Origin of the sequence: Streptomyces sp. NPDC006997, assembly GCF_040635175.1 — a bacterium.
In the GTDB taxonomy this organism is placed as follows: domain Bacteria; phylum Actinomycetota; class Actinomycetes; order Streptomycetales; family Streptomycetaceae; genus Streptomyces.
Window position 1 is genome coordinate 51,770 of record NZ_JBEYHH010000004.1, and the last position, 19,066, is coordinate 70,835.

The 19,066-nt window shown below is 74.8% G+C and carries 18 protein-coding genes; 5 read left to right on the top strand and 13 right to left on the bottom strand.

Annotation, left to right across the window (positions count from 1 at the left end; genetic code table 11):
* Positions 1 to 58: 58 nt before the first annotated feature.
* Positions 59 to 1,846 carry a glycoside hydrolase family 15 protein gene (locus ABZ659_RS04920; protein WP_360213518.1) on the top strand — a complete coding sequence of 596 codons (1,788 nt, stop codon included), beginning with the start codon at positions 59 to 61 and terminating at the stop codon, positions 1,844 to 1,846.
* 5 nt (positions 1,847 to 1,851) lie between these two features.
* The gene (locus tag ABZ659_RS04925) at positions 1,852 to 2,607 is read left to right on the top strand and encodes an SDR family oxidoreductase (protein ID WP_360213520.1); all 756 of its coding nucleotides are present in this window, start codon (positions 1,852 to 1,854) and stop codon (positions 2,605 to 2,607) included.
* Positions 2,608 to 2,614: 7 nt separating this feature from the next.
* Here ABZ659_RS04925 and amaP read toward each other — a convergent pair whose 3' ends face one another.
* The 5 genes from amaP to ABZ659_RS04950 are packed head-to-tail and all read right to left on the bottom strand — an operon-like array spanning position 2,615 to position 4,940.
* Positions 2,615 to 3,202 (bottom strand): alkaline shock response membrane anchor protein AmaP, encoded by a 588-nt coding sequence (gene amaP / locus ABZ659_RS04930; protein ID WP_360213522.1) that lies wholly within the window; start codon positions 3,200 to 3,202, stop codon positions 2,615 to 2,617.
* Positions 3,199 to 3,849, bottom strand: a complete 651-nt coding sequence (locus tag ABZ659_RS04935) for a DUF6286 domain-containing protein (protein WP_360213523.1) — start codon at positions 3,847 to 3,849, stop codon at positions 3,199 to 3,201. Before ABZ659_RS04935 ends, amaP begins: the two co-directional genes overlap by 4 nt.
* Complete coding sequence (locus ABZ659_RS04940; protein ID WP_360213524.1) at positions 3,846 to 4,232, bottom strand: Asp23/Gls24 family envelope stress response protein; 387 nt, start codon at positions 4,230 to 4,232, stop codon at positions 3,846 to 3,848. Before ABZ659_RS04940 ends, ABZ659_RS04935 begins: the two co-directional genes overlap by 4 nt.
* 5 nt (positions 4,233 to 4,237) lie before the next feature.
* Positions 4,238 to 4,423, bottom strand: coding sequence for a hypothetical protein (locus ABZ659_RS04945; protein WP_360213526.1), 186 nt, complete (start codon positions 4,421 to 4,423; stop codon positions 4,238 to 4,240).
* 31 nt (positions 4,424 to 4,454) lie between these two features.
* A complete protein-coding gene (locus tag ABZ659_RS04950) occupies positions 4,455 to 4,940 on the bottom strand; it encodes an Asp23/Gls24 family envelope stress response protein (protein WP_360213528.1) in 486 nt (161 codons plus the stop codon).
* 87 nt (positions 4,941 to 5,027) lie between these two features.
* Between ABZ659_RS04950 and ABZ659_RS04955 the strand changes: the two genes are divergently transcribed.
* Complete coding sequence (locus ABZ659_RS04955) at positions 5,028 to 5,732, top strand: nucleopolyhedrovirus P10 family protein (RefSeq protein WP_360213530.1); 705 nt, start codon at positions 5,028 to 5,030, stop codon at positions 5,730 to 5,732.
* Between the two features lie 32 nt (positions 5,733 to 5,764).
* On the opposite strand, the gene ABZ659_RS04960 is transcribed toward ABZ659_RS04955, so the two are convergent.
* From ABZ659_RS04960 to ABZ659_RS04985, 6 genes are all read right to left on the bottom strand, one after another.
* The gene (locus tag ABZ659_RS04960) at positions 5,765 to 6,568 is read right to left on the bottom strand and encodes an enoyl-CoA hydratase/isomerase family protein (RefSeq protein WP_360213532.1); all 804 of its coding nucleotides are present in this window, start codon (positions 6,566 to 6,568) and stop codon (positions 5,765 to 5,767) included.
* Between the two features lie 152 nt (positions 6,569 to 6,720).
* Entirely contained in the window at positions 6,721 to 6,942 is a 222-nt protein-coding gene (locus ABZ659_RS04965) for a helix-turn-helix domain-containing protein (RefSeq protein ID WP_018567695.1), read from the bottom strand.
* Positions 6,943 to 7,277: 335 nt separating this feature from the next.
* Positions 7,278 to 8,876, bottom strand: coding sequence for an ABC-F family ATP-binding cassette domain-containing protein (locus ABZ659_RS04970; RefSeq protein ID WP_360213534.1), 1,599 nt, complete (start codon positions 8,874 to 8,876; stop codon positions 7,278 to 7,280).
* Positions 8,877 to 9,153: 277 nt separating this feature from the next.
* Positions 9,154 to 10,548 (bottom strand): hypothetical protein, encoded by a 1,395-nt coding sequence (locus ABZ659_RS04975; RefSeq protein WP_360213536.1) that lies wholly within the window; start codon positions 10,546 to 10,548, stop codon positions 9,154 to 9,156.
* Between the two features lie 190 nt (positions 10,549 to 10,738).
* Positions 10,739 to 11,866, bottom strand: a complete 1,128-nt coding sequence (locus ABZ659_RS04980) for a prolyl oligopeptidase family serine peptidase (protein WP_360213538.1) — start codon at positions 11,864 to 11,866, stop codon at positions 10,739 to 10,741.
* A gap of 95 nt (positions 11,867 to 11,961) precedes the next feature.
* A complete protein-coding gene (locus ABZ659_RS04985) occupies positions 11,962 to 12,660 on the bottom strand; it encodes a class II aldolase/adducin family protein (RefSeq protein ID WP_360213540.1) in 699 nt (232 codons plus the stop codon).
* A 178-nt stretch (positions 12,661 to 12,838) separates the two neighbouring features.
* Between ABZ659_RS04985 and ABZ659_RS04990 the strand changes: the two genes are divergently transcribed.
* Both ABZ659_RS04990 and ABZ659_RS04995 read left to right on the top strand, forming a co-directional pair.
* Complete coding sequence (locus tag ABZ659_RS04990; RefSeq protein ID WP_360213542.1) at positions 12,839 to 14,086, top strand: inorganic phosphate transporter; 1,248 nt, start codon at positions 12,839 to 12,841, stop codon at positions 14,084 to 14,086.
* A 35-nt stretch (positions 14,087 to 14,121) separates the two neighbouring features.
* Entirely contained in the window at positions 14,122 to 14,343 is a 222-nt protein-coding gene (locus tag ABZ659_RS04995; RefSeq protein WP_360213544.1) for a hypothetical protein, read from the top strand.
* Positions 14,344 to 14,374: 31 nt separating this feature from the next.
* Here the strand turns inward: ABZ659_RS04995 and ABZ659_RS05000 are convergent, their stop codons facing one another.
* Together ABZ659_RS05000 and ABZ659_RS05005 are read right to left on the bottom strand one after the other, a co-directional pair.
* Entirely contained in the window at positions 14,375 to 18,646 is a 4,272-nt protein-coding gene (locus tag ABZ659_RS05000; RefSeq protein WP_360213546.1) for a trypsin-like peptidase domain-containing protein, read from the bottom strand.
* On the bottom strand, positions 18,633 to 18,989 hold the full coding sequence (locus tag ABZ659_RS05005; protein WP_360213548.1) for a CU044_2847 family protein: 357 nt from the start codon (positions 18,987 to 18,989) through the stop codon (positions 18,633 to 18,635). The genes ABZ659_RS05000 and ABZ659_RS05005 overlap by 14 nt, the downstream gene beginning before the upstream one ends.
* Positions 18,990 to 19,066 lie beyond the last annotated feature (77 nt).

Genomic DNA, 19,066 nt, shown 5'->3' on the forward strand with positions numbered 1-19,066 from the left:
CACCCGCCCAGCCCCGCCCCCCTGATTGCCCCCACCTCCTCCGGGAACCCGCACCTGCGTGAACCGGCGCATCGAGGACTACGCGATCATCGGCGACGAGCAGACCGCCGCACTCGTCGGCAGGGACGGCTCGGTCGACTGGCTCTGCCTGCCACGGTTCGACTCGGCGGCGTGCTTCGCGCGGCTGCTCGGCGACGAGGACAACGGCCACTGGCGGCTCGCCCCGAAGGACGCGACCGGCCCCTGCACCCGGCGCGCCTACCGCCCCGACACCCTGGTCCTGGACACCGAGTGGGAGACCCCGCACGGCGCGGTGCGCGTCACCGACCTGATGCCGCAGCGGGACCGCGCCCCCGACGTCGTGCGGATCGTCGAGGGCCTGCACGGCAGCGTGACCATGCGCTCCACGCTCCGGCTGCGCTTCGACTACGGCTCCGTCATGCCGTGGGTGCGCAGGTCCGACGGCCACCGGGTGGCGGTCGCGGGCCCGGACTCGGTGTGGCTGCGCAGCGAGCCCGAGGTGCACACCTGGGGCGAGGACTTCGGCACGCACGCCGAGTTCACCGTCACGCCCGGGCAGAAGGTCGCCTTTGTCCTGACCTGGCACCCCTCCCACCAGCCACGCCCCCCGCTGGTGGACCCGTACGAGTCGCTGCGGCACAGCGTCGCCGACTGGCGGGCGTGGACCGCGCACTGCCGCTACGACGGCCCGCACCGGGACGCCGTCATCCGCTCCCTGATCACCCTCAAGGCGCTCACCTACAAGCCGACCGGCGGCATCGTCGCCGCCGCCACCACCTCGCTGCCCGAGGAGATCGGCGGGGTGCGCAACTGGGACTACCGCTACTGCTGGCTGCGCGACTCCACGCTCACCCTGGGCGCGCTGACCGCCGCGGGCTACGTCGAGGAGGCCGAGGCGTGGCGCGACTGGCTGCTGCGCGCGGTCGCGGGCGACCCGGCCGACCTCCAGATCATGTACGGCCTGGCCGGTGAGCGGCGGCTGACCGAGCAGGAGCTGCCCTGGCTGAGCGGGTTCGAGGGCACCGCCCCGGTCCGGATCGGCAACGACGCGGTACGCCAGTTGCAGCTGGACGTCTACGGCGAGGTGATGGACTCCCTGGCGCTCGCCCGCCGCGCGGGGCTGCACTCCCGCCCGGACGTGTGGGCGCTCCAGGTCGCGCTGATGGAGTTCCTGCGCACGGCGTGGCGGGAGCCGGACGAGGGCCTGTGGGAGGTGCGCGGCGGGCGCCGCCAGTTCACGCACTCCAAGGTGATGGTGTGGGTGGCCGCCGACCGCGCGGTGCGCGCGCTGGAGTCGTACCCGCAGCTGGAGGGCGATCTGGAGGGCTGGCGGGCGCTGCGCGACGAGGTGCACCGCGAGGTGTGCGCGAAGGGCTACGACGCCGAGCGGAACACCTTCACCCAGTCCTACGGCTCCCGGGAGCTGGACGCCTCCCTGCTGCTCATCCCGCGCGTGGGCTTCCTCCCGCCGGACGACCCGCGGGTGACCGGCACCATCGACGCGATCCGCGCGGAGCTGGGCCACCACGGCTTCCTGCGCCGCTACGGCACGGACGAGACGGTCGTCGACGGGCTGCCCGGCGGGGAGGGCACGTTCCTGGTGTGCTCGTTCTGGCTGGCGGACGCGCTGCACGCGACCGGCCGCCGCAAGGAGGCCGAGGAGCTGTTCGAGCGGCTGGTCGAGCGCACCAACGACGTCGGACTGCTGTCGGAGGAGTACGACCCGGTGGCCGACCGCCAGCTCGGCAACTTCCCGCAGGCGTTCAGCCACATCGGCCTGGTGAACACCGCCCTCGCCCTCTACGGGGACGACGGGGCAGGATAGGGACCATGGATCTTGGACTGAAGGACCGGGTGTACGTCGTCACCGGGGCCACGCGCGGACTGGGCAACGCCACCGCGCGCGCCCTCCTGGCCGACGGGGCGAAGGTGGTCATCAGCGGGCGGGACGAGCAGCGCGTCGCGGACGCGGCGGCCGGACTCGGCCCGGACGCGGCCGGGCTGGCCGTGGACAACGGCGACCCGGACGCCCCCGCCCGGCTGGTCGCCGCCGCGCGGGACCGGTTCGGCGGCTTCGACGGCATCCTCGTCAGCGTCGGCGGCCCGCCGCCCGGGTTCATCGCCGACAACAGCGACGACCAGTGGCGTACGGCGTTCGAGTCGGTGTTCCTGGGCGCGGCGCGGCTGGCCCGGGTGGCGGCGGCGGAGCTGGAGCCGGGCGGCGTCATCGGCTTCGTGCTGTCGGGCTCGGTGTACGAGCCGATCCCGGGCCTGACCATCTCCAACGGCCTGCGTCCCGGCCTCGCCGGGCTGGCCAAGTCGCTCGCCGTGGAGCTGGGGCCGCGCGGCGTCCGCGTGGTCGGCCTGCTGCCGGGCCGCTTCGACACCGACCGGGTGCGCGAGCTGGACGCCCTGTCCGCCGACCCCGAGGCGACCCGGGCGGCGGCGGAGTCCCGTATCCCGCTGCGCCGCTACGGCACGCCGGAGGAGTTCGGGCGCGCGGCGGCGTTCGCCCTCTCCCCCGCGGCGTCCTATCTGACGGGCGTCATGCTGCCGCTGGACGGCGGCGCCCGGCACGGTTTCTGAGCAACCGTCAGGAGACCCGTTCCGGCCGGTGCCGCACGCCGCGCAGCCGGACCTCCGTGGGCAGCGACGCGAGGCCCGCCGAGTCTCGGGCGTGCCCGATGGCGCCCTCGGTGAGGTCGCGCAGCGCGGCGGCGGGGGCGACGTCGGGCTCCACCCGCAGCCGTACCCGCGCGACGGGCGCGGTACGGCGGCCGGTGAGGTGGACGTGGGCGCGGGCGACGCCGTCGAGGTCGGCGGCCTCGGCGGCGAACGCGCCCTCCATGGCCCGGCCGCGCAGCCGCGCGCTCTCCCCGTCCCCGGTGTCGATCAGCACCTCACCCAGGCGTCGGCGGCGCAGTACGGCCGTCAGCCACCACAGGGCGAGCAGGAACAGGACCGCGAGCCCGGCGATGACGACCGGCCACCACCAGCCCTCGTCCCGCCACCGGGTCCGCTCGGCGTCGCTGAGCAGCACGTCGTCGGGGCCCTGGTGCAGCCACCACGACGGCGGCTCCACGCCGAGCCCGACGGCGAGCACGGCGCCGCCGAGCACCACCAGCACCAGGCCCACGAGCCCGAGCAGCACCCGGTTGACGGCCTTGAGCACCGCGGTCACCCCTTCCGGCCGGGCCGCCGCACCCGCACCGACAGCGCGGGCGGCCGGGCCAGGCCCAGCGTCCCGACCGCGTCGGCGAGCACGGTGTCCAGTTCAGCGCGTACGTCGTCCAGTTCACGGAAGTGCGAGACCGCCCGCACCCGGGCCTTGCGGCGGCGCACCCGCACCCGCGCCGACTGCACCCCGGACACCTCGACCGCCCGGTCCCGCAGCACGCTCGCGGCGGCGTCGCGGTGCAACCCGGCGCGCACCTCGGGACGCGTGCGCCGCATCGGCAGCACGGCACGCAGTCCCGGCGTCACCGCCAGCAGGACCAGCCACAGCCCGAGGGCGGCGGCGACCCCGGCGCCGACCCGCACCCAGGTGTCGTCGAGCGGGCGGTGGGCGAGCTGGTCGGCGAGTTCACGGCGCCAGCGCATCCCCGGCTGGTCGGCGCGGACCGCGGCGATGTCGTAGAGGAACAGCCCCAGGACGCCCAGCAGCAGTACGGCGACGACGGCCGCGGGGACGCGCCGCCCCGACCAGAAGCGGCGTCGCTCGCGGCCGTCGAGCGCCGGTTCCGCCGGGGTGTCGTCCCCGGAGCGGCCGGGGGCGCCGTCGTCCGGTTTCTCGATGACCGGCAGCCGCTGGGTGGCTCCCTCGCTCATCGCGTCCTCCCCTGTGCCGCGCCGTGCGCCGGGATCAGGTGCAGCCGCTCCACGTGGACGGCGACCTCCGGCACGTCCATGCCCACCAGCGCGTTCACCCGTTCGGCGACCCGGCGGCGCACCGCCCGGCAGTGGGCGCCGACCGCGCCGGGGTAGCCCAGCTCCAGGTGGACCCGCACCCGGGCGGTGTCCCGGTGGACCACGACGGTGGCGTGCGGACGGGAGGCGTCCGGCGGCAGGGTGCCGAGCGCCTCGCGCGCCGCCTGCCCGGCGATCTTGGCGACCACCCGGTCGGCGATCCGGATGGCGCCGCGCTCCCTCGGCGGGACCACGGCCAGGGGTTCACGCGCCGCACCGCGCGCCTCCTCCGCCGTACCGTTCACGCGCCTCACCGCCGCCGGTCGTCGCGCGGACGGAAGAAGTCGCCGAGGTCCAGGTCGCTCTCCAGGAACCGGCCGACGACGAACCCGACGGCGCCCAGCGCGGCCACCAGCAGGAAGGCACCGAATCCACCGAAGTAGCCGGCGAAGCCCAGCGCCATCCCGGCGATCATGCCGACCACGGCCATGCTCATGGTGCGCTCCTCAGGAATTCAGTTGTCCGTGTCACTGGATCCGGGGCTCCGGCTCCTCTTCCTCTTCGTCCGGGAGCTTCACGTCACCCACCGCGATGTTGACTTCCACGACCTCGAGGCCGGTCATCCGCTCGACGGCCGCGATGACGTTCTCCCGCACGTCCCGCGCGACCTCCTCGATCGAGACGCCGTACTCGATGACGATCTCCAGGTCCAGCGCGGTCTGCACCTCGCCGACCTCTGCCTTGACCCCTCGGGTCACCGATTTCGATCCGCCGGGCACCCGGTCCCGTACCGCCCCGAAGGTGCGGCTGATCCCGCTGCCCATGGCATGCACGCCCGGAACGTCCCGGGCGGCGAGTCCGGCGATCTTCTCCACGACGCCGTCGGCGATCGTGGTGCGGCCCCGGGTGCCCGGGTCCCCGCCCCCACGCCGGGTGGTCGTCTTGCGGGTACTGGTCTGCGACTCGCCCTGGCCCTCGGGGGTCCGCGTGCGGTTCTGGTCCACGTCGGTCATCGCCGTACGTCCCTTCCGGTGGTCGTCCTTCGACCACCGTAAGCCGGGTTGCCCCGTCGCGCTTCCAGAATGGGGCAGGCTGGAGGAATGACGGCGGACTGGACACAGGCGGTACGGCAGCGACTCGCCCTCGGCAGACTCCTCCCCCTGGGTGACCCGCGCGACGGCGCCTGGTTGACGGAGGACGCGGCCCGGACGGTACTGGACCGCGCGGCGCTCGCGGTGCCGGGGGTGCGGCTGGGCCGGACGAGGATCGGCCCAGCCGACCCGGAGCACACCCACGAGCCCGCGGTACCGCCCCCGCCGAGCGCGCTGCCGCCCGGCCCGCTGCGGCTGACGGCGGACTTCCAGGCGTCGTCGGCCGAGCCGCTCCCGGCGTCGGCGGCCCGGCTCCGCGCGGCCCTGGCGGCCTCGGCACGGCGGCTGGGGCTGACGGTGGCGGAGATCGACCTGCGGGTGACGGGCCTGCTGGAGGAGGTCGGCGGCCCGGAGCCCACCCCGGCACCGGAACCGCCGCGGGCCCACGAGGCGACCGGCGCCGTCGAGGCGCGGGCCGCGGCGGCGGCCCTCGCCGTACCCGGCGTGGACCGCCTGACGGGCACCCTGGGCCGGCCGGTGCACCTCACCGACAGCGGCGGGCACGGGAGCCTGCCGCGCCCGCACGTCCGGCTGGAGCTGGCGGTGCGGGCGGACCACCGGGCGGCGGACGTGGCGAGAGAGGTCCGGCTCCAGGTGGGCGAGGCGCTGCCCGACCACCCTTCGGTGGCGGTACTGGTCACCGCCGTGCTCTGAGGGCGCCCCTTCGGCACCCGACGGCGAACCGGCTACTCCCCCATCCCCGCCAGGTCCCGCAGCCGACGCGCCTGCGCCGCGCGCTCGGCGACCCGCTGCTCGTCGTAGGACCGCTCCCGCGCACCCCGCAGCAGCGCCTTGGTCTCGATCACGGCGTCCCGGGGCGCGGCGAGCAGCGCCGCCGCCAGGTCGCGCACCGCGTCGTCGAGCTGGTCCGCGGGCACGGCGAGGTTGGCCAGCCCGGTGCGCTCGGCCTCCTCGGCCTGGACGAAGCGGCCCGTCGCGCAGATCTCCAGCGCACGGGCGTAACCGACCAGGGACAGCAGGGGGTGCGTCCCGGTCAGGTCGGGCACCAGGCCCAGGCTCGTCTCACGCATGGCGAACTGCACGTCGTCGGCGACGACGCGCAGGTCGCACGCGAGGGCGAGCTGGAACCCGGCGCCGATGGCGTGCCCCTGGACGGCGGCGATGGAGACGATGTCGCTGCGCCGCCACCAGGTGAACGCCTCCTGGTACTCGGCGATGGTCGCGTCCAGCTCGGCGTCACCGCCGCGTGCCAGGTCGATGAAGGACGGCTCGCCGTCGAAGCCCTCGGGCGTGAACGCCTGCCGGTCGAGCCCGGCCGAGAAGGACTTCCCCTCGGCGCGCAGCACGACCACGCGGACGGTGCCCGGGAGCAGGCGGCCCGCCTCGGCCAGCGCCCGCCACAGAGCGGGGCTCTGCGCGTTGCGCTTGGCCGGATTGGTCAGCGTCACCGTGGCGACCGCGTCGTCGACGGTGAGCCGTACGCCGTCCTTGTCGAGTACCGGTTCGGTTACCGAGTCGAGCGAAGCCATGGGACGCCTCCGATGGGTGCGGTCATCGTCGGATGCCGGGAGGCATCCGTGAGTGCCGTACGGCAGCACTCGTAAGTGACTGCACAGTAACCACCCGGCCGATCGGATGCCCGACCGGGTGGTCACCACCGGAGACGGTGGAACGCCCGGGGTCAGGCCGAGGCGGCCTTCTTGCCCCGCGTCGCTCCGCCACGCCCTCGCAGCGTGACGCCCGACTCACTGAGCATCCGGTGCACGAAGCCATACGAGCGGCCGGTCTCCTCGGCCAACGCCCGGATGCTCGCACCGGCGTCGTACTTCTTCTTCAGGTCTGCCGCGAGCTTGTCGCGCGCGGCGCCGGTCACCCGGCTGCCCTTCTTCAGAGTCTCGGCCACCCGTGCCTCCTCATGGGAAGTGCGCTCTGGTCTCCTCATGATCACCCCTCCGGGCCGTCATGGCCACCCATTCGGCAAGGTCCATGCGAGAGGGTTTTGACGACAGGAGCACATCCCCACAAGTGGAATGACTGATTCCAAAGGATCGCGCACGTACCGCCGAACGGGTTCCCCCGCGAAGGCGCAGGTCAGAAACGCGTCGCGGCCGAGCCCCCCGGGACGGGGGACTCGGCCGCGCGATCGATGGAGGACACACCCGGGTACGAGGAGATCTCACACAGATGGTGGATCACCGATGGGCCGAATGATCCATACCCTGTGGATCACTCATTCGATCAAGCGAGGGCGACCAGATCGGCGTAGTCCGCGCCCCACAGGTCCTCCACGCCGTCCGGCAGCAGGATGATCCGCTCCGGCTGGAGCGCCTGGACCGCGCCCTCGTCGTGGGTGACCAGGACGACCGCGCCCTTGTAGGTGCGCAGCGCGCCGAGGATCTCCTCGCGGCTGGCCGGGTCGAGGTTGTTGGTCGGCTCGTCGAGGAGGAGGACGTTCGCCGACGACACCACCAGGGTGGCGAGGGCGAGGCGGGTCTTCTCACCGCCGGAGAGGACCGCGGCGGGCTTGTCGACGTCGTCGCCGGAGAACAGGAACGAGCCGAGCACCTTGCGGACCTCCACGAGGTCCATGTCGGGGGCGGCGGAGCGCATGTTCTCCAGCACCGTGCGCTCCGGGTCGAGGGTCTCGTGCTCCTGGGCGTAGTAGCCGAGCTTGAGGCCGTGGCCGGGGACGACCATGCCGGTGTCCGGCTGCTCCACCCCGGCGAGCAGCCGCAGCAGGGTGGTCTTGCCCGCGCCGTTGAGGCCGAGGATGACCACGCGCGAGCCCTTGTCGATGGCCAGGTCGACGTCGGTGAAGATCTCCAGGGAGCCGTACGACTTCGACAGGCCCTCGGCCATCAGCGGGGTCTTGCCGCAGGGCGCGGGCTCGGGGAAGCGCAGCTTGGCGACCTTGTCGGACTGCCGGACGGCCTCCAGACCGGCGAGCAGCTTGTCCGCGCGGCGGGCCATGTTCTGCGCGGCGACCGTCTTGGTGGCCTTGGCGCGCATCTTGTCGGCCTGCGAGTGCAGGGCGGCGGCCTTCTTCTCGGCGTTGGCGCGCTCCCGCTTGCGGCGCTTCTCGTCGGCCTCGCGCTGCTGCTGGTAGAGCTTCCAGCCCATGTTGTAGACGTCGATCTGGGCGCGGTTGGCGTCCAGGTAGAACACCTTGTTGACGACCGTGTCGACCAGCTCGACGTCGTGGGAGATCACGATGAAGCCGCCGCGGTAGGTCTTGAGGTAGTCGCGCAGCCAGACGATCGAGTCGGCGTCGAGGTGGTTCGTGGGCTCGTCGAGGAGCAGGGTGTCCGCGTCGGAGAACAGGATGCGGGCCAGCTCGATCCGGCGGCGCTGACCGCCGGAGAGGGTGTGCAGGGGCTGCCCGAGCACCCGGTCGGGCAGGTTCAGCGCGGCAGCGATGGTGGCGGCCTCGGCCTCGGCGGCGTACCCGCCCTTGGTGAGGAACTCCGTCTCCTGGCGCTCGTACTGCTTCATGGCCTTGTCGCGGGTGGCGCCCTTGCCGCTGGCGATGCGCTGTTCGTTGTCGCGCATCTTGCGGATCAGGACGTCGAGGCCGCGGGCGGAGAGGACGCGGTCGCGGGCGAGCATGTCGAGGTCGCCGGTGCGGGGGTCCTGGGGGAGGTAGCCGACCTCGCCGGAGCGGGTGATGGTGCCCGCGGCGGGGATGCCCTCGCCCGCGAGGCACTTGGTGAGGGTGGTCTTCCCCGCGCCGTTGCGGCCGACCAGGCCGATGCGGTCGCCCTTGGCGACCCGGAAGGTGGCGGACTCGATGAGGACACGGGCACCGGCGCGCAGCTCGATGCCGGAGGCGGAGATCACGGACAGACTCCAGGGCGGATTGGGGGGCGGGGTGGGCGGCTGAGGACGTTCCCGCCGTCTAGTGCGCGAGGAGAATGGCCATGGGGCCAGTCTAACGGGGCGGCGCAAGCCGTTTTTCCCGGCGTCGACGCACACCGCCGGCGGGCGGTGGGCCAGGGCGCGGGGGTCCTGACCCCGCCCACGGGCCGCGCCTGCGGCTCCCGCGACCACCTGGCCCGCGACGTCGAGGGCCATGACCGGAGCCTCGGGACGTACGCCCCCGAGGCAACGGCCCGAGTCAGCTGCCCCCGGTGTGCACCTGGAAGGCCGCGCGGCGCACCGCCTTGGCCAGGGCCGGGTCGGGGTGCGCGGCGGCCAGCGCGACCAGCACCTGCACGGTGCGGGGGTGGCCGACGGCGCGCACCTCGTCGAGCAGCGCGGGCACGGTCGGCTGCACCGCGGACTCCAGGTGCCGCACCAGCAGCGGGGCCTCACCGTGGTCGGCGACGGCGGCGGCGGTGTCGACCCAGAGCCAGGTGGCCTCCTCCCGGGTGAGCACCTCGTGGGCGTCCTCGGGGTCGGCGCCGTCGTGCTCGGCGAGCCACAGCAGGGCGTAGGGCCGCAGCGTCGGCACGTCCAGGACGGCCCGCACGTCGGGCTCGGCGGGGGCGCCGACGACGCGCAGCGCCTCGAAGGCGAGGCCGCGCAGCAGGGCGTCCTCACCGCGGGCGGCGTCGAGGAGTTCGGTGACGGCGCCGCCGACGGGGCGGGCGGCGAGCCAGGCGCGGTACTCGGCGCGGGCGGCGTTGGGGCGGAGCTGGGCGCAGCCGCGCAGCATCTCCTCCGCGGAGGCCTCGATGTTGCCCGCGGGGCTCTGGGCGGCGACGCAGATCTGTTCCAGCTTGACCCAGACCGCCCAGCTGCCGAGCGGGGTGAGGGTGGCCTGCGCGTCGCCGTAGGTGAGGGCGCCGACGGCGGCCAGGGCGTGCAGGGCCCAGTCCAGGAGCGGGGCGAGCGGGGTGTCGTCCGGCTGCCGCGGCTGGGGTTCGGGCTGGGGGCCGTAGGGGATCTCGCAGCGTTCGGTGCGCAGTTCGCGGACGCGCTGTTCGAGCAGGTCGAGGAGTTGGGCGACGGGGACGGGCCCGGCGGAGAGCTGGAGGAAGGAGAGCAGTTGGGGCATGGCCGAGACGACCTCGGCGACGGCCGCGGGCGCCTGCGCGGGCTCGGGGTGGGCGAGCGACCAGGCGTCGAAGAGGGCGACCCAGCCGCGCAGGACGGCGCTGTCGTCGCGGTCCCAGGCGCGCAGCCGCCAGCCGGGGCGGGCGGTGCCGCCGTGCACCTCGACCAGTCCGGCGAGGCGGGCGGTGTCCCAGTCGGCACGGACCTGGGTGGGTGTCAGACGCAGGTCGTCGGCCGCCCGTTCGGCGGTCGCGTCGGAGAGGGTGGCCTTGTCGTCGGCGGGGACGCCCATGCGGCCGGGGTGCAGCGCGGCATCGGCCCAGCGGGCGACGCGGGCGGCGCCAGCCAGTTGGGTGCGTGCCATTCCGGCCAGTTCCGCGGGGGCGGGTGTGCCCTCCGGCGGGCGCGGTGCGGGGCGGCGTGGGCGCCGCTGTTCCATCGCTCGGGGGGCGGCGGCCAGGGGTCGCGGGCGGACGAGTCGGAGCCTGGAGTCGCGCGGGATACGGGACGTCACGGGGGCAGTCTTCCGGTTGACGGTCCGAAAACCCAAACGGAATGCCGGTGGCACCGCCGGGGGCGGCCGGAGCGCGGGGTTCCGGAAGAGGTCGGGAGGGGCGGCGGGGGTGATCAGGCCAGTGGTCCGGCGTTGAACGGACGCCAAGCGGAATGGTGGTGCGCGGGCGCGTGCGAGGGGGGTCCGGGGGTCACATCAGGGGGGTGAGGAAGCGGCGGAGGGCCTCCTCGTAGGACTCGGGGTCGGCGTTCCACATGGCGCCGTGCGGGGCGCCGCGGACGGTGCGCAGGGTGACCCGGTCGGGGCGGCGGGCGGCGAGGCGCTGGGAGTGCGCCCAGGGCGCCACCGTGTCGTCGGGGCCGTGGAAGACCAGCGTCGGGGCGGTCAGCCGCGCGGCGGTGGACGCGTCCTCGACGTGGTCGCCGTGCGGTCCGGCGCGGCCCTGGGCGGCGCGGACGGCCAGCGGCAGCAGCACGCCCGGGGTGCGGTGGGCGGCGGCCAGGGCGCGCAGCGTCGCCTCCCAGTCGAGGACGGGCGAGTCGAGGACCAGGCCGGAGACCCGGTCGGCGACCGGGGAGTGGACGGCGGTGCGCAGCGCCATGGCGGCGCCGGTGGACCAGCCGTGCAGCACGACCCGGCGGGCGCCGTAGCGCACGGCGTAGCGGATGGCGGCGTCGACGTCGCGCCACTCGGTCGCGCCGAGGTGGTGCAGGCCGTCCGGGGAGCGGGGGGCACCGAGGTCGCCGCGGTAGGCGAGGGAGAGGACCGGGAAGCGGAGGCGGTGCAGCAGGCCCATGACGTTCATGGGGTGCTCCCGGGTGGTGCCGAGGCCGTGCACCGTGATCACCCAGGTGTCCCGGGCGCCGGGCACGAACCAGGCGGGCAGGGCGCCGAGTTCGCCGGGGACGTCGACGTCGGCGTGGTCCAGGCCGAGGGCGGTGCGGGGGTTGCCGACGTACACGTTCGGGGTGAGCCACACCTGGTCGCCCGGTTCGAGGGTGCCGTGGGTGACGCGTTCCAGGCGGCGTACGACGGTGTCGGCGGGGTGGGAGTCGGCGCGCAGCACGGGGCCGACCACGGCGTGGGAGCCGTCGCCGGAGAGTCCGTAGACGCCGGGGCGCAGCGCGGCGAGGTCCCGGGTGAGGGCGACCTGCCCGGCGGCCGTGCCGTGCACGGTGAGTCGGGGCTCGGTGGGCAGCGGCCGTCCCGGTGGCGCCTTGAGCGCCGCGGCGCTGGCGAACCGGCCGACGGCCACCGCGGCGGCGCCGGCCCCGAGTACGGCGGTGACGGCAGCGGCCGTCGCTCTGGCAGTGCGCACGGCTACCAGTGTCCCGGCGGAGGTGGTGACCGGCCAGCGGGGCGGCGGGGCGGGGTGACGGCGGGGTGTTCCGGGCCTCGCCGGGTGCGGTGCCGTCAGCCGCGCTGCCCGTACCCCTTGAGCCGCTCCCCGACTTCCCGGAGCTGCCGCTCGGACAGCAGGGTCGGGGAGCGGCCCGGGACCGAGGAGGCGGTGAGCCAGAGGCGGCACATCCACTCCAGTTGGGCGGTGCGGTCGTACGCCTGGTCGAGGGTGTCGCCGTAGGTGAGGGTGCCGTGGTTCTGGAGGAGGCAGCCGGAGCGGTCGGTGAGGGCGCGGAGCGTGTTCCCGGCCAGTTCCTCGGTGCCGTAGGTCGCGTAGGGGGCGACGCGTACGGGTCCGCCGAGCGCCTCGGTCATGTAGTGCACGGGCGGCAGCTCGGGGACGAGGGTCGAGACGGCGGTGGCGTGCACGGCGTGGGTGTGCACGACGGCGCGGGCGTCGGTGGCGCGGTACACGGCGAGGTGCAGGGGCAGCTCGCTGGTCGGCGTCAGGGTGCCGCGCACCTGGTGTCCGTCGAGGTCGACGCCGGTGAGGTCGGCCGGGGTGAGCCGGTCGTAGGGCACCCCCGAGGGGGTGACCAGGACGGTGTCGCCGACGCGGACGGAGACGTTGCCCGAGGTGCCGACGACCAGTCCGTCCGCGACGGTGCGGCGGGCGGTCTCCACCAGGGCCCGCCAGGCGTGCGCCTCGCGCTCGCCGGTGCCGTTCCCGGGGCCCCGCGCGGCCCGCTGTTCGCGTCCCTGTTCGGCCATGTCGTGATCCTTTCAGCCGGGTCCGGGACCCCGCGCGGCGGGGTGGCCGCGGGCTGGTCTGGACCACGAGTGCCACATCACAGATTCAGACACCCTCAAGCCCTCCCCAGTTCACCTTTCGTTCACCTGGGTTACCTACGTTCATCCAGCCAATGACCTCGAACGATTGCCTGGGTAAATGGAAGGCATCTCGCTGATCCTCGCGATTGTGGTAGTCACCGCACTCGCGTTCGATTTCACGAACGGTTTCCACGACACCGCGAACGCGATGGCCACCACCATCTCGACCGGTGCCCTCAAGCCCAAGGTCGCGGTGGCCATGTCCGCCGTCCTCAACCTTGTCGGTGCGTTTCTCTCGGTGGAGGTCGCCAACACGATCTCCAAGGGACTTGTCGACGAAAGCGGTATCCGTCCCGAGGTCATCTTCGCCGCGCTGGTCGGTGCGATCCTCTGGAACCTGGTGACCTGGCTCGTCGGACTGCCGTCCTCGTCCTCGCACGCCCTGATGGGCGGTCTGATCGGCGCGACCATCGCCTCCGCCGGTGTCGGCGCCGTCCACGGCGACGTGCTCGTCACCAAGGTGCTCATCCCGGCCCTGGCCGCCCCGCTGGTGGCGGGCGTCGCCGCGCTGCTCGGCACCCGGCTGACCTACCGGCTCGGCCGCAAGGCCGACGGCGAGTCCGCCCGGAAGGGCTACCGCTCGGGCCAGATCGCCTCCGCGGGCCTGGTCTCGCTCGCCCACGGCACCAACGACGCGCAGAAGACGATGGGCATCATCACGCTCGCCCTCGTCGCCGGCGGCTCCCTCGCCCCCGACTCCGACCCGCCCGCGTGGGTCATCCTCTCCGCGGGCCTCGCCATCGCGCTCGGCACCTACCTCGGCGGCTGGCGCATCATCCGCACCATGGGCACGGGCCTGACCGACCTCCAGCCGCAGCAGGGCTTCGCCGCCCAGACCAGCGCCGCGACGGTCATCCTGGCCTCCTCCCACCTCGGCTTCTCGCTCTCCACCACGCACTCCGTCTCCGGTTCGGTGATGGGCGCGGGCCTGGGCCGCAAGGGCGGTGTGGTCCGCTGGTCCACGGCCACCCGGATGTTCGTCGCCTGGGGTCTGACGCTGCCCGCCGCCGCGCTGGTCGCCGCGCTCGCCGAGTACGTGACCGGCCTGGGCGACTGGGGCACCGCGCTGGTCGCCGTCTTCCTGGTCGCCTCCAGCGCCGCCATCTGGAAGCTGTCCCGGCGCGAGGTCGTGGACCACACCAACGTCACCGCCACGGAGCCGGTCGCCGAGGAGCCCGCCGGGGTCATCACCACGGCCATGGCGGCCGTGACGCCGCCCCCGACGGTCGCGGCGGCCGAGGAACTGGCCGCCTCCGTCCCCGCCCCGGCGAGCCCCGCCGCACCCGACACCAAGACGGCCGTCTGAGCCCCGCGGACGCGGGCAGGTAAGGAATCAGCAGCATGAAGATCGACTGGGCGGCCCTCGGTTCCGTCTTCGGCGTCAGCCTCGTGGCCACCGTGGCCCTCGTGGCCCTCTTCACCCTCGGCATCGCGGGCCTCTCCCGCCACGAGCGCGCCACCCAGCGCGGCGGCTCGGACGCGGCCGCGGTGACCGGCGCGTACGCCTGCTTCGCGGCCTGCGCGGCGGCGGTGGCGTACGGGATCTATCTGATCGTGGCCTGAGCGCCGCGACTCCCCCCGCCCTGCCGGACACCTACGGGTGCTCCCGGCAGGGCGGAGCCATGTCCGCCTCGGCCGGGAGGGTGAGGGCGGCGACCGTCGGGGACTCGCGGACGTCGGGCGGGTGGGGGCCGAGCAGCGCGCAGAGCCGCCTCGGGTCCCCGTCGGTGAGGCGGCCGAGGTCGTAGGTGAGCGGGCCGAAGTCCGTGTGACCGCGCAGGTGGCGGCCGTCGAGGTCCCAGACGTGGGCGGCGGCGTGCAGCGTCGCCAGGCGTTCCCCGCTCGCGTCGTCGCGCAGCTCGACCTCGCCGCCCCGGGCGCCCACCAGGATGCCGCCCCGCCCGTAGAGGTCGCCGAGCGCGAAGCCGTCCGCCAGGAACCTCTCGGGCGCGCCCCGCTCCGGACGCCACAGGTCGATGCCCGTCCCCGTGGCCAGGGCGACCACCTCACCGTCCGAGCGGAAGATCGCGCCGCGGGTCGTGTCCCGCGGCACGGTCAGCACGGCCGTCGGCCCGCGGCTCACGGCGCGACCGCGCAGCCGCCACAGCTCCGCGCCCCCGTCGTCGCGCAGCACCAGGAACTGTCCCTCGTGTCCGGGGCGGCCGACCACCTGGACGCAGCCGCGCTGCTCCGGCCGGGTCCGCCGGACACAGCCCACCTCGGGGAGGGGACGGCGCGCGCCGGTCCGGCCGTCCAGCAGGACGAGCCCCTCACCGGTGAGCAGCAGGAAGTCGGTGGCGCCGTAGGGCTGCACGTCGTCCACCTCCACCGGGTGGCCCGCCCGGTCCGCGTCCGCCGCCACCCGGGCGAGCCGGTCGCCGCCGTGCAGGGCCCAGCCGTCCGTCCGCCAGCCGACGACGGCGGTCCCGGCCCGGTTGGCGACGACGCTCTCCTCCGGGCCGTTGACGTACGGCGCCAGGGCAAGCGGGCCGTGCTGTCGGCCCCTCGGACCGGACACCGCCAGGCTGACGGAGTAGTCCTCGGACTCGGGCCCCGTACTGCGCTGGGACAGCGTGGCAAGAGCACCGGAGTCGGCCGCGAGGTCCATGTCCAGCACCCCGCCCGGCTCCGTTCCCCCTGGCGGGTACCCGGTGGGAACGGCCTGGAAGGCCAGCAGGTCCTCCCCGGCCGTCGCGTAGAGCAGCGGCGTGCCCCCGGGGGTGCGGACCACGCCGAACCAGGCGGTCCGCAGCGGCAGCACGGCGGAGTAGCGCTCCCCGGTGACGAGGTCCTGGATCAGCTGGCGCCCCACGGTGTCCTGGTACCGGTTCAGCTCGTCCCGGCTGTCCCTCAGCAGGTACCGGCCCGTGATGTCGGTCCGGAGCGTGTGGTTGACGGGCCAGCGCCCCTTCTGGCCGGTCCACTGCTCCACGTCGAGCCGGATCCGCCAGAACTCGTCGTCCGACGCGCTCGCCCCCAGGGTCCGTCCGGCCGGGTCCAGCGTCACCTCGCTCTGGCCCTCCCAGGCGGCCTCACCCGCGCTGGACCGCGTGGCGTAGACGTCGGCGTCGTCAGCGCTCCGGTGGGCGACCACGGTCAGCCCACCGGTCTTCAGTGCCACCCCCTCCAGGCACTCCCCCGGAGCGAGCAGCCCGTCGGGGAGGGCGGCCTCGCGCTCCCGTACGGCGTCGGCCCCCACCTCGGCCACCCGCAGCCAGTCGGCCAGCTCGTCCCCGTCGCACGGCGCCCTGTCGGCATCCTCGCCGCCGGGCGCCACGGCGTGTACGAGCCCTCGCCCGTCCGGCGAGAAGTCCAGGGTCAGGGTCTCCGAGGCGGCGGGGTCGCGGGGCTTCCAAGCCCACGGCAGCGGATCCCGGACCCGCTCACCGACGTGCCACACCCGCACCGTCCCGTCTCCCGCGCCCGCCGCGACCTGCCGTCCGTCGTCGCTGACCGCCACCTTGTCCACCAGGTCCGGCACCCCGCGCAGCGACACCGTGCGCGGTGTCTCCGTCTCCAGCCCCGACAGCAGGAACACCCGCCGGTTCCGCCGCGGCCCTTCGTGCAGGACGGCCATGTGGTGGCCGTCCGCGGAGGCCGCGATCTCCTGGACCGTGCCCGGCGGCAGGATGCGGTGCGCCGAACTGAGCGAGGCGAGGGACAGCTCGTGGTTCATGAGCGCGGCCCGCGTCTCCGGGGTGTCACTGGTGCGGCGGGCCGCCAGGGCGAGCAGGGCCGCGTCGACGGGGCTGTCCTCGGCCCGGTGTTCCGCGAACTCGACCAGCTGTCCCGCGGCATCGTCCAGCGCCTCCTGTCCCCGGCCCCGGAACTGGTCCCACGCGGCCACCCCCAACAACCCCGCCAGCACCGCCAGGCACGCCACCAACGCCACCCCGGTCCGTCCCCGCCGCACCGAGCGCCGCCGGTGGAGGCGGCTGACGCGGATGAACTCGGTCTCCTCCGGGGAGAGTTCGCCGGGGCGGGTCGACGACCACTCGCGGGCGGCGGTGAGTTCCTGGCCGCGTAACGTCAGATCGACATGTCGACCGCTGTCCTCCCACTCCCGCAACCGGCCGCGCAGCTTCTCGTGCCAGGTGAGGAAGGCGTGGGAGTCGCGGAGCCAGTCGCGCAGGGTGGGCCACTGGCGGACCAGGGACTCGTGGGCGAGGGCGACCGTCTCGCGGCCGGAGCTGTCGCGGGCCAGGACGAGGAGGCGGGTGCGGGCCAGGGACTGGGCGGCGGCGCGCAGTTCGGGCGGGAGGTGGTCGAAGGCGCGGGCGACCCGGGCGTACTCCTTGCCCTTGACCGGGCGCGCGAGGCGTTCGAAGAGGCGGCGGGCCACCGCCGGGTCGGGGCCGCCCGGTGTCTCGCAGACCTTGCGCAGTTGCAGGTCGGCGTAGCGGGACAGCGCCCCCTCCACCCCGCCGATCTCCTGGTACGCGGCATGGGTGAGACGGCCCCGGTCCTGGCGTTCCCAGAGTTCCGCGAGGGCGAACTCCACCAGCGGCAGCGCGCCCGGTTCCGCCCCCGCGTCCGTGACGACCCGCTCGGCGAGACCGGGCTCGAACTCCACGCCGGGCACGGTGTCCAGGGGCCGCCGGACCACCTGGTCCAGCTGGCCCGGGGTCATCGGGGCGACCATCTGGAGGGTGCCGCTCAGGGCCTCCGCCCGGCCGCCGGCGACCAGGTCCTCCAGGGAGGCGGAGCGCAGCGTCGCCAGCACGCGCAGGTGACGTCCCCCGGGGTGGACCGCGCGGGTCATCGGCAGCAGGACGTCCAGCAGGGCGCGGGCGTCGGCCGGGCGGGCGCCGACCGTCTCCTCGAACTGGTCGAGGAGGATGACATGGCCCGACGCGCCCCCGTGCGCCAGGACCCGCGCCCCGAGCAGGACCGCCGTGCCGGTGCGGTCCGGCGCCGCGCACAGGTCGCGGGCCAGCGTCGCCGCGGGCGGGAACTGGACGGCGAGCGCCTCCGCGAGGGTGCGCACCGGGTCGGTGTCCGGCTGCCCCACGAAGTCCGTGACCGTGTGGCCCGAGGACCGCAGGAGCGGGAGCACCCCCGCCCGGACCAGGGACGACTTGCCCACCCCCGAGGCGCCCGCCACCGGCACGAAGGGGTGTGCCGCGAGCGCCGCCGCGAGGCGTTCGCTGTCCGCGCGGCGGGCGAAGAAGACGGCGGCGTCCTGTTCGCGGAAGGGTTCCAGGCCACGGAAGGGCGAGGGGCGCGGGCCCTCACCGAGGCCCAGCAGCAGGGGCGCCGGGATCAGGTACGCCGTCGTCGCGCCGGTGCCGGTGTCCGCGGCGACCGTCATGCCGACGACACCGTCCTGCTCGGCGTCCCACACGGGCGCCCCGCTGAAGCCCTGCCCGATGACGGGGCCGGTGCCGGGCGCGGGCCGGGTGGCCTCCATGGACGTCCACCCCTTGCCGACCGGGGCGCGCAGCCGTCCGCGCACCCACACCCCGTGGTCCTCGGTGCGGGGCGGGAAGCCCAGGACGCGGAACCGGTGGTCCCACACCGCCGTACCGCCCGCGAACCGCACCGGCGCGGTCCCCGGCACCGGCTCCGCCAGGCGCAGCAGGGCGATGTCCCCGCCGCCGTCGCCGCTGACGGGCCGCCAGTGGGTGACGGTGGCCGTGAGACGGGGGGACGGCTCGGGGAGGAGGGGGAAGTCGACGGTGACCGGGGCGGGCGGGGACTCCGGGTCCGTGGCGTCGGTGCCCAGCGCGCTCGCCACCACGTGCGCGCAGGTGCACAGCGTCCGCGGCTCGACCAGGAACCCGCAGCCGGTGACCGCGTCGCCCCCGTCGGCAGGGCGCCAGAACCGGGCGATGGCGTGCGGGAGTTCGCCGTCAGGCGTCGGCATCGCGCTGGCCGGGGACTTCGGGGCCGTCCGGGTTGGTCCACTCCATGGTGACGCTGAAGTGCGCCTCGCTGGAGGCCCGCGCCACCACCACGCCCGCCTCCGCGCTCAGCGTGATGCCGAACTCGACGGTCACCGCGCCGGGCGGCCTGGGCAGCCCACGGGCCCCGTCCAGGACGGCGCCGAGCGCGGGACGGACCCGCGCGAGCGCCTGCTGGAGCGTCTGGGCGGCGCTCCCGACCGTCCCGCCCCGCGACACCCGCCGCACCCCGGCCGGACCGTCGCCCGCCACCTCCAGCAGGACGATCTGACCGTCGTCCAGCAGCATTTCGCCCACGTACGCCACGCCGCGCCGCCTCCCCTCACGTACGGGACATTGCAGGCGCCCGCCGCCGCGCGGACAAGCGAACCGGCCAATCGTGC

Coding starts and splice junctions, on each gene's coding strand:
- ABZ659_RS04945 (WP_360213526.1), bottom strand. CDS start 4,423: ATGAGCATGGCCGTGGTCGGCATGATCGCCGGGATGGCGCTGGGCTTC.
- ABZ659_RS04960 (WP_360213532.1), bottom strand. CDS start 6,568: ATGGCTTCGCTCGACTCGGTAACCGAACCGGTACTCGACAAGGACGGC.
- ABZ659_RS04955 (WP_360213530.1), top strand. CDS start 5,028: ATGACGGCGGACTGGACACAGGCGGTACGGCAGCGACTCGCCCTCGGC.
- ABZ659_RS04935 (WP_360213523.1), bottom strand. CDS start 3,849: ATGAGCGAGGGAGCCACCCAGCGGCTGCCGGTCATCGAGAAACCGGAC.
- ABZ659_RS04925 (WP_360213520.1), top strand. CDS start 1,852: ATGGATCTTGGACTGAAGGACCGGGTGTACGTCGTCACCGGGGCCACG.
- ABZ659_RS04985 (WP_360213540.1), bottom strand. CDS start 12,660: ATGGCCGAACAGGGACGCGAACAGCGGGCCGCGCGGGGCCCCGGGAAC.
- ABZ659_RS04990 (WP_360213542.1), top strand. CDS start 12,839: ATGGAAGGCATCTCGCTGATCCTCGCGATTGTGGTAGTCACCGCACTC.
- ABZ659_RS04995 (WP_360213544.1), top strand. CDS start 14,122: ATGAAGATCGACTGGGCGGCCCTCGGTTCCGTCTTCGGCGTCAGCCTC.
- ABZ659_RS05000 (WP_360213546.1), bottom strand. CDS start 18,646: ATGCCGACGCCTGACGGCGAACTCCCGCACGCCATCGCCCGGTTCTGG.
- ABZ659_RS04950 (WP_360213528.1), bottom strand. CDS start 4,940: ATGACCGACGTGGACCAGAACCGCACGCGGACCCCCGAGGGCCAGGGC.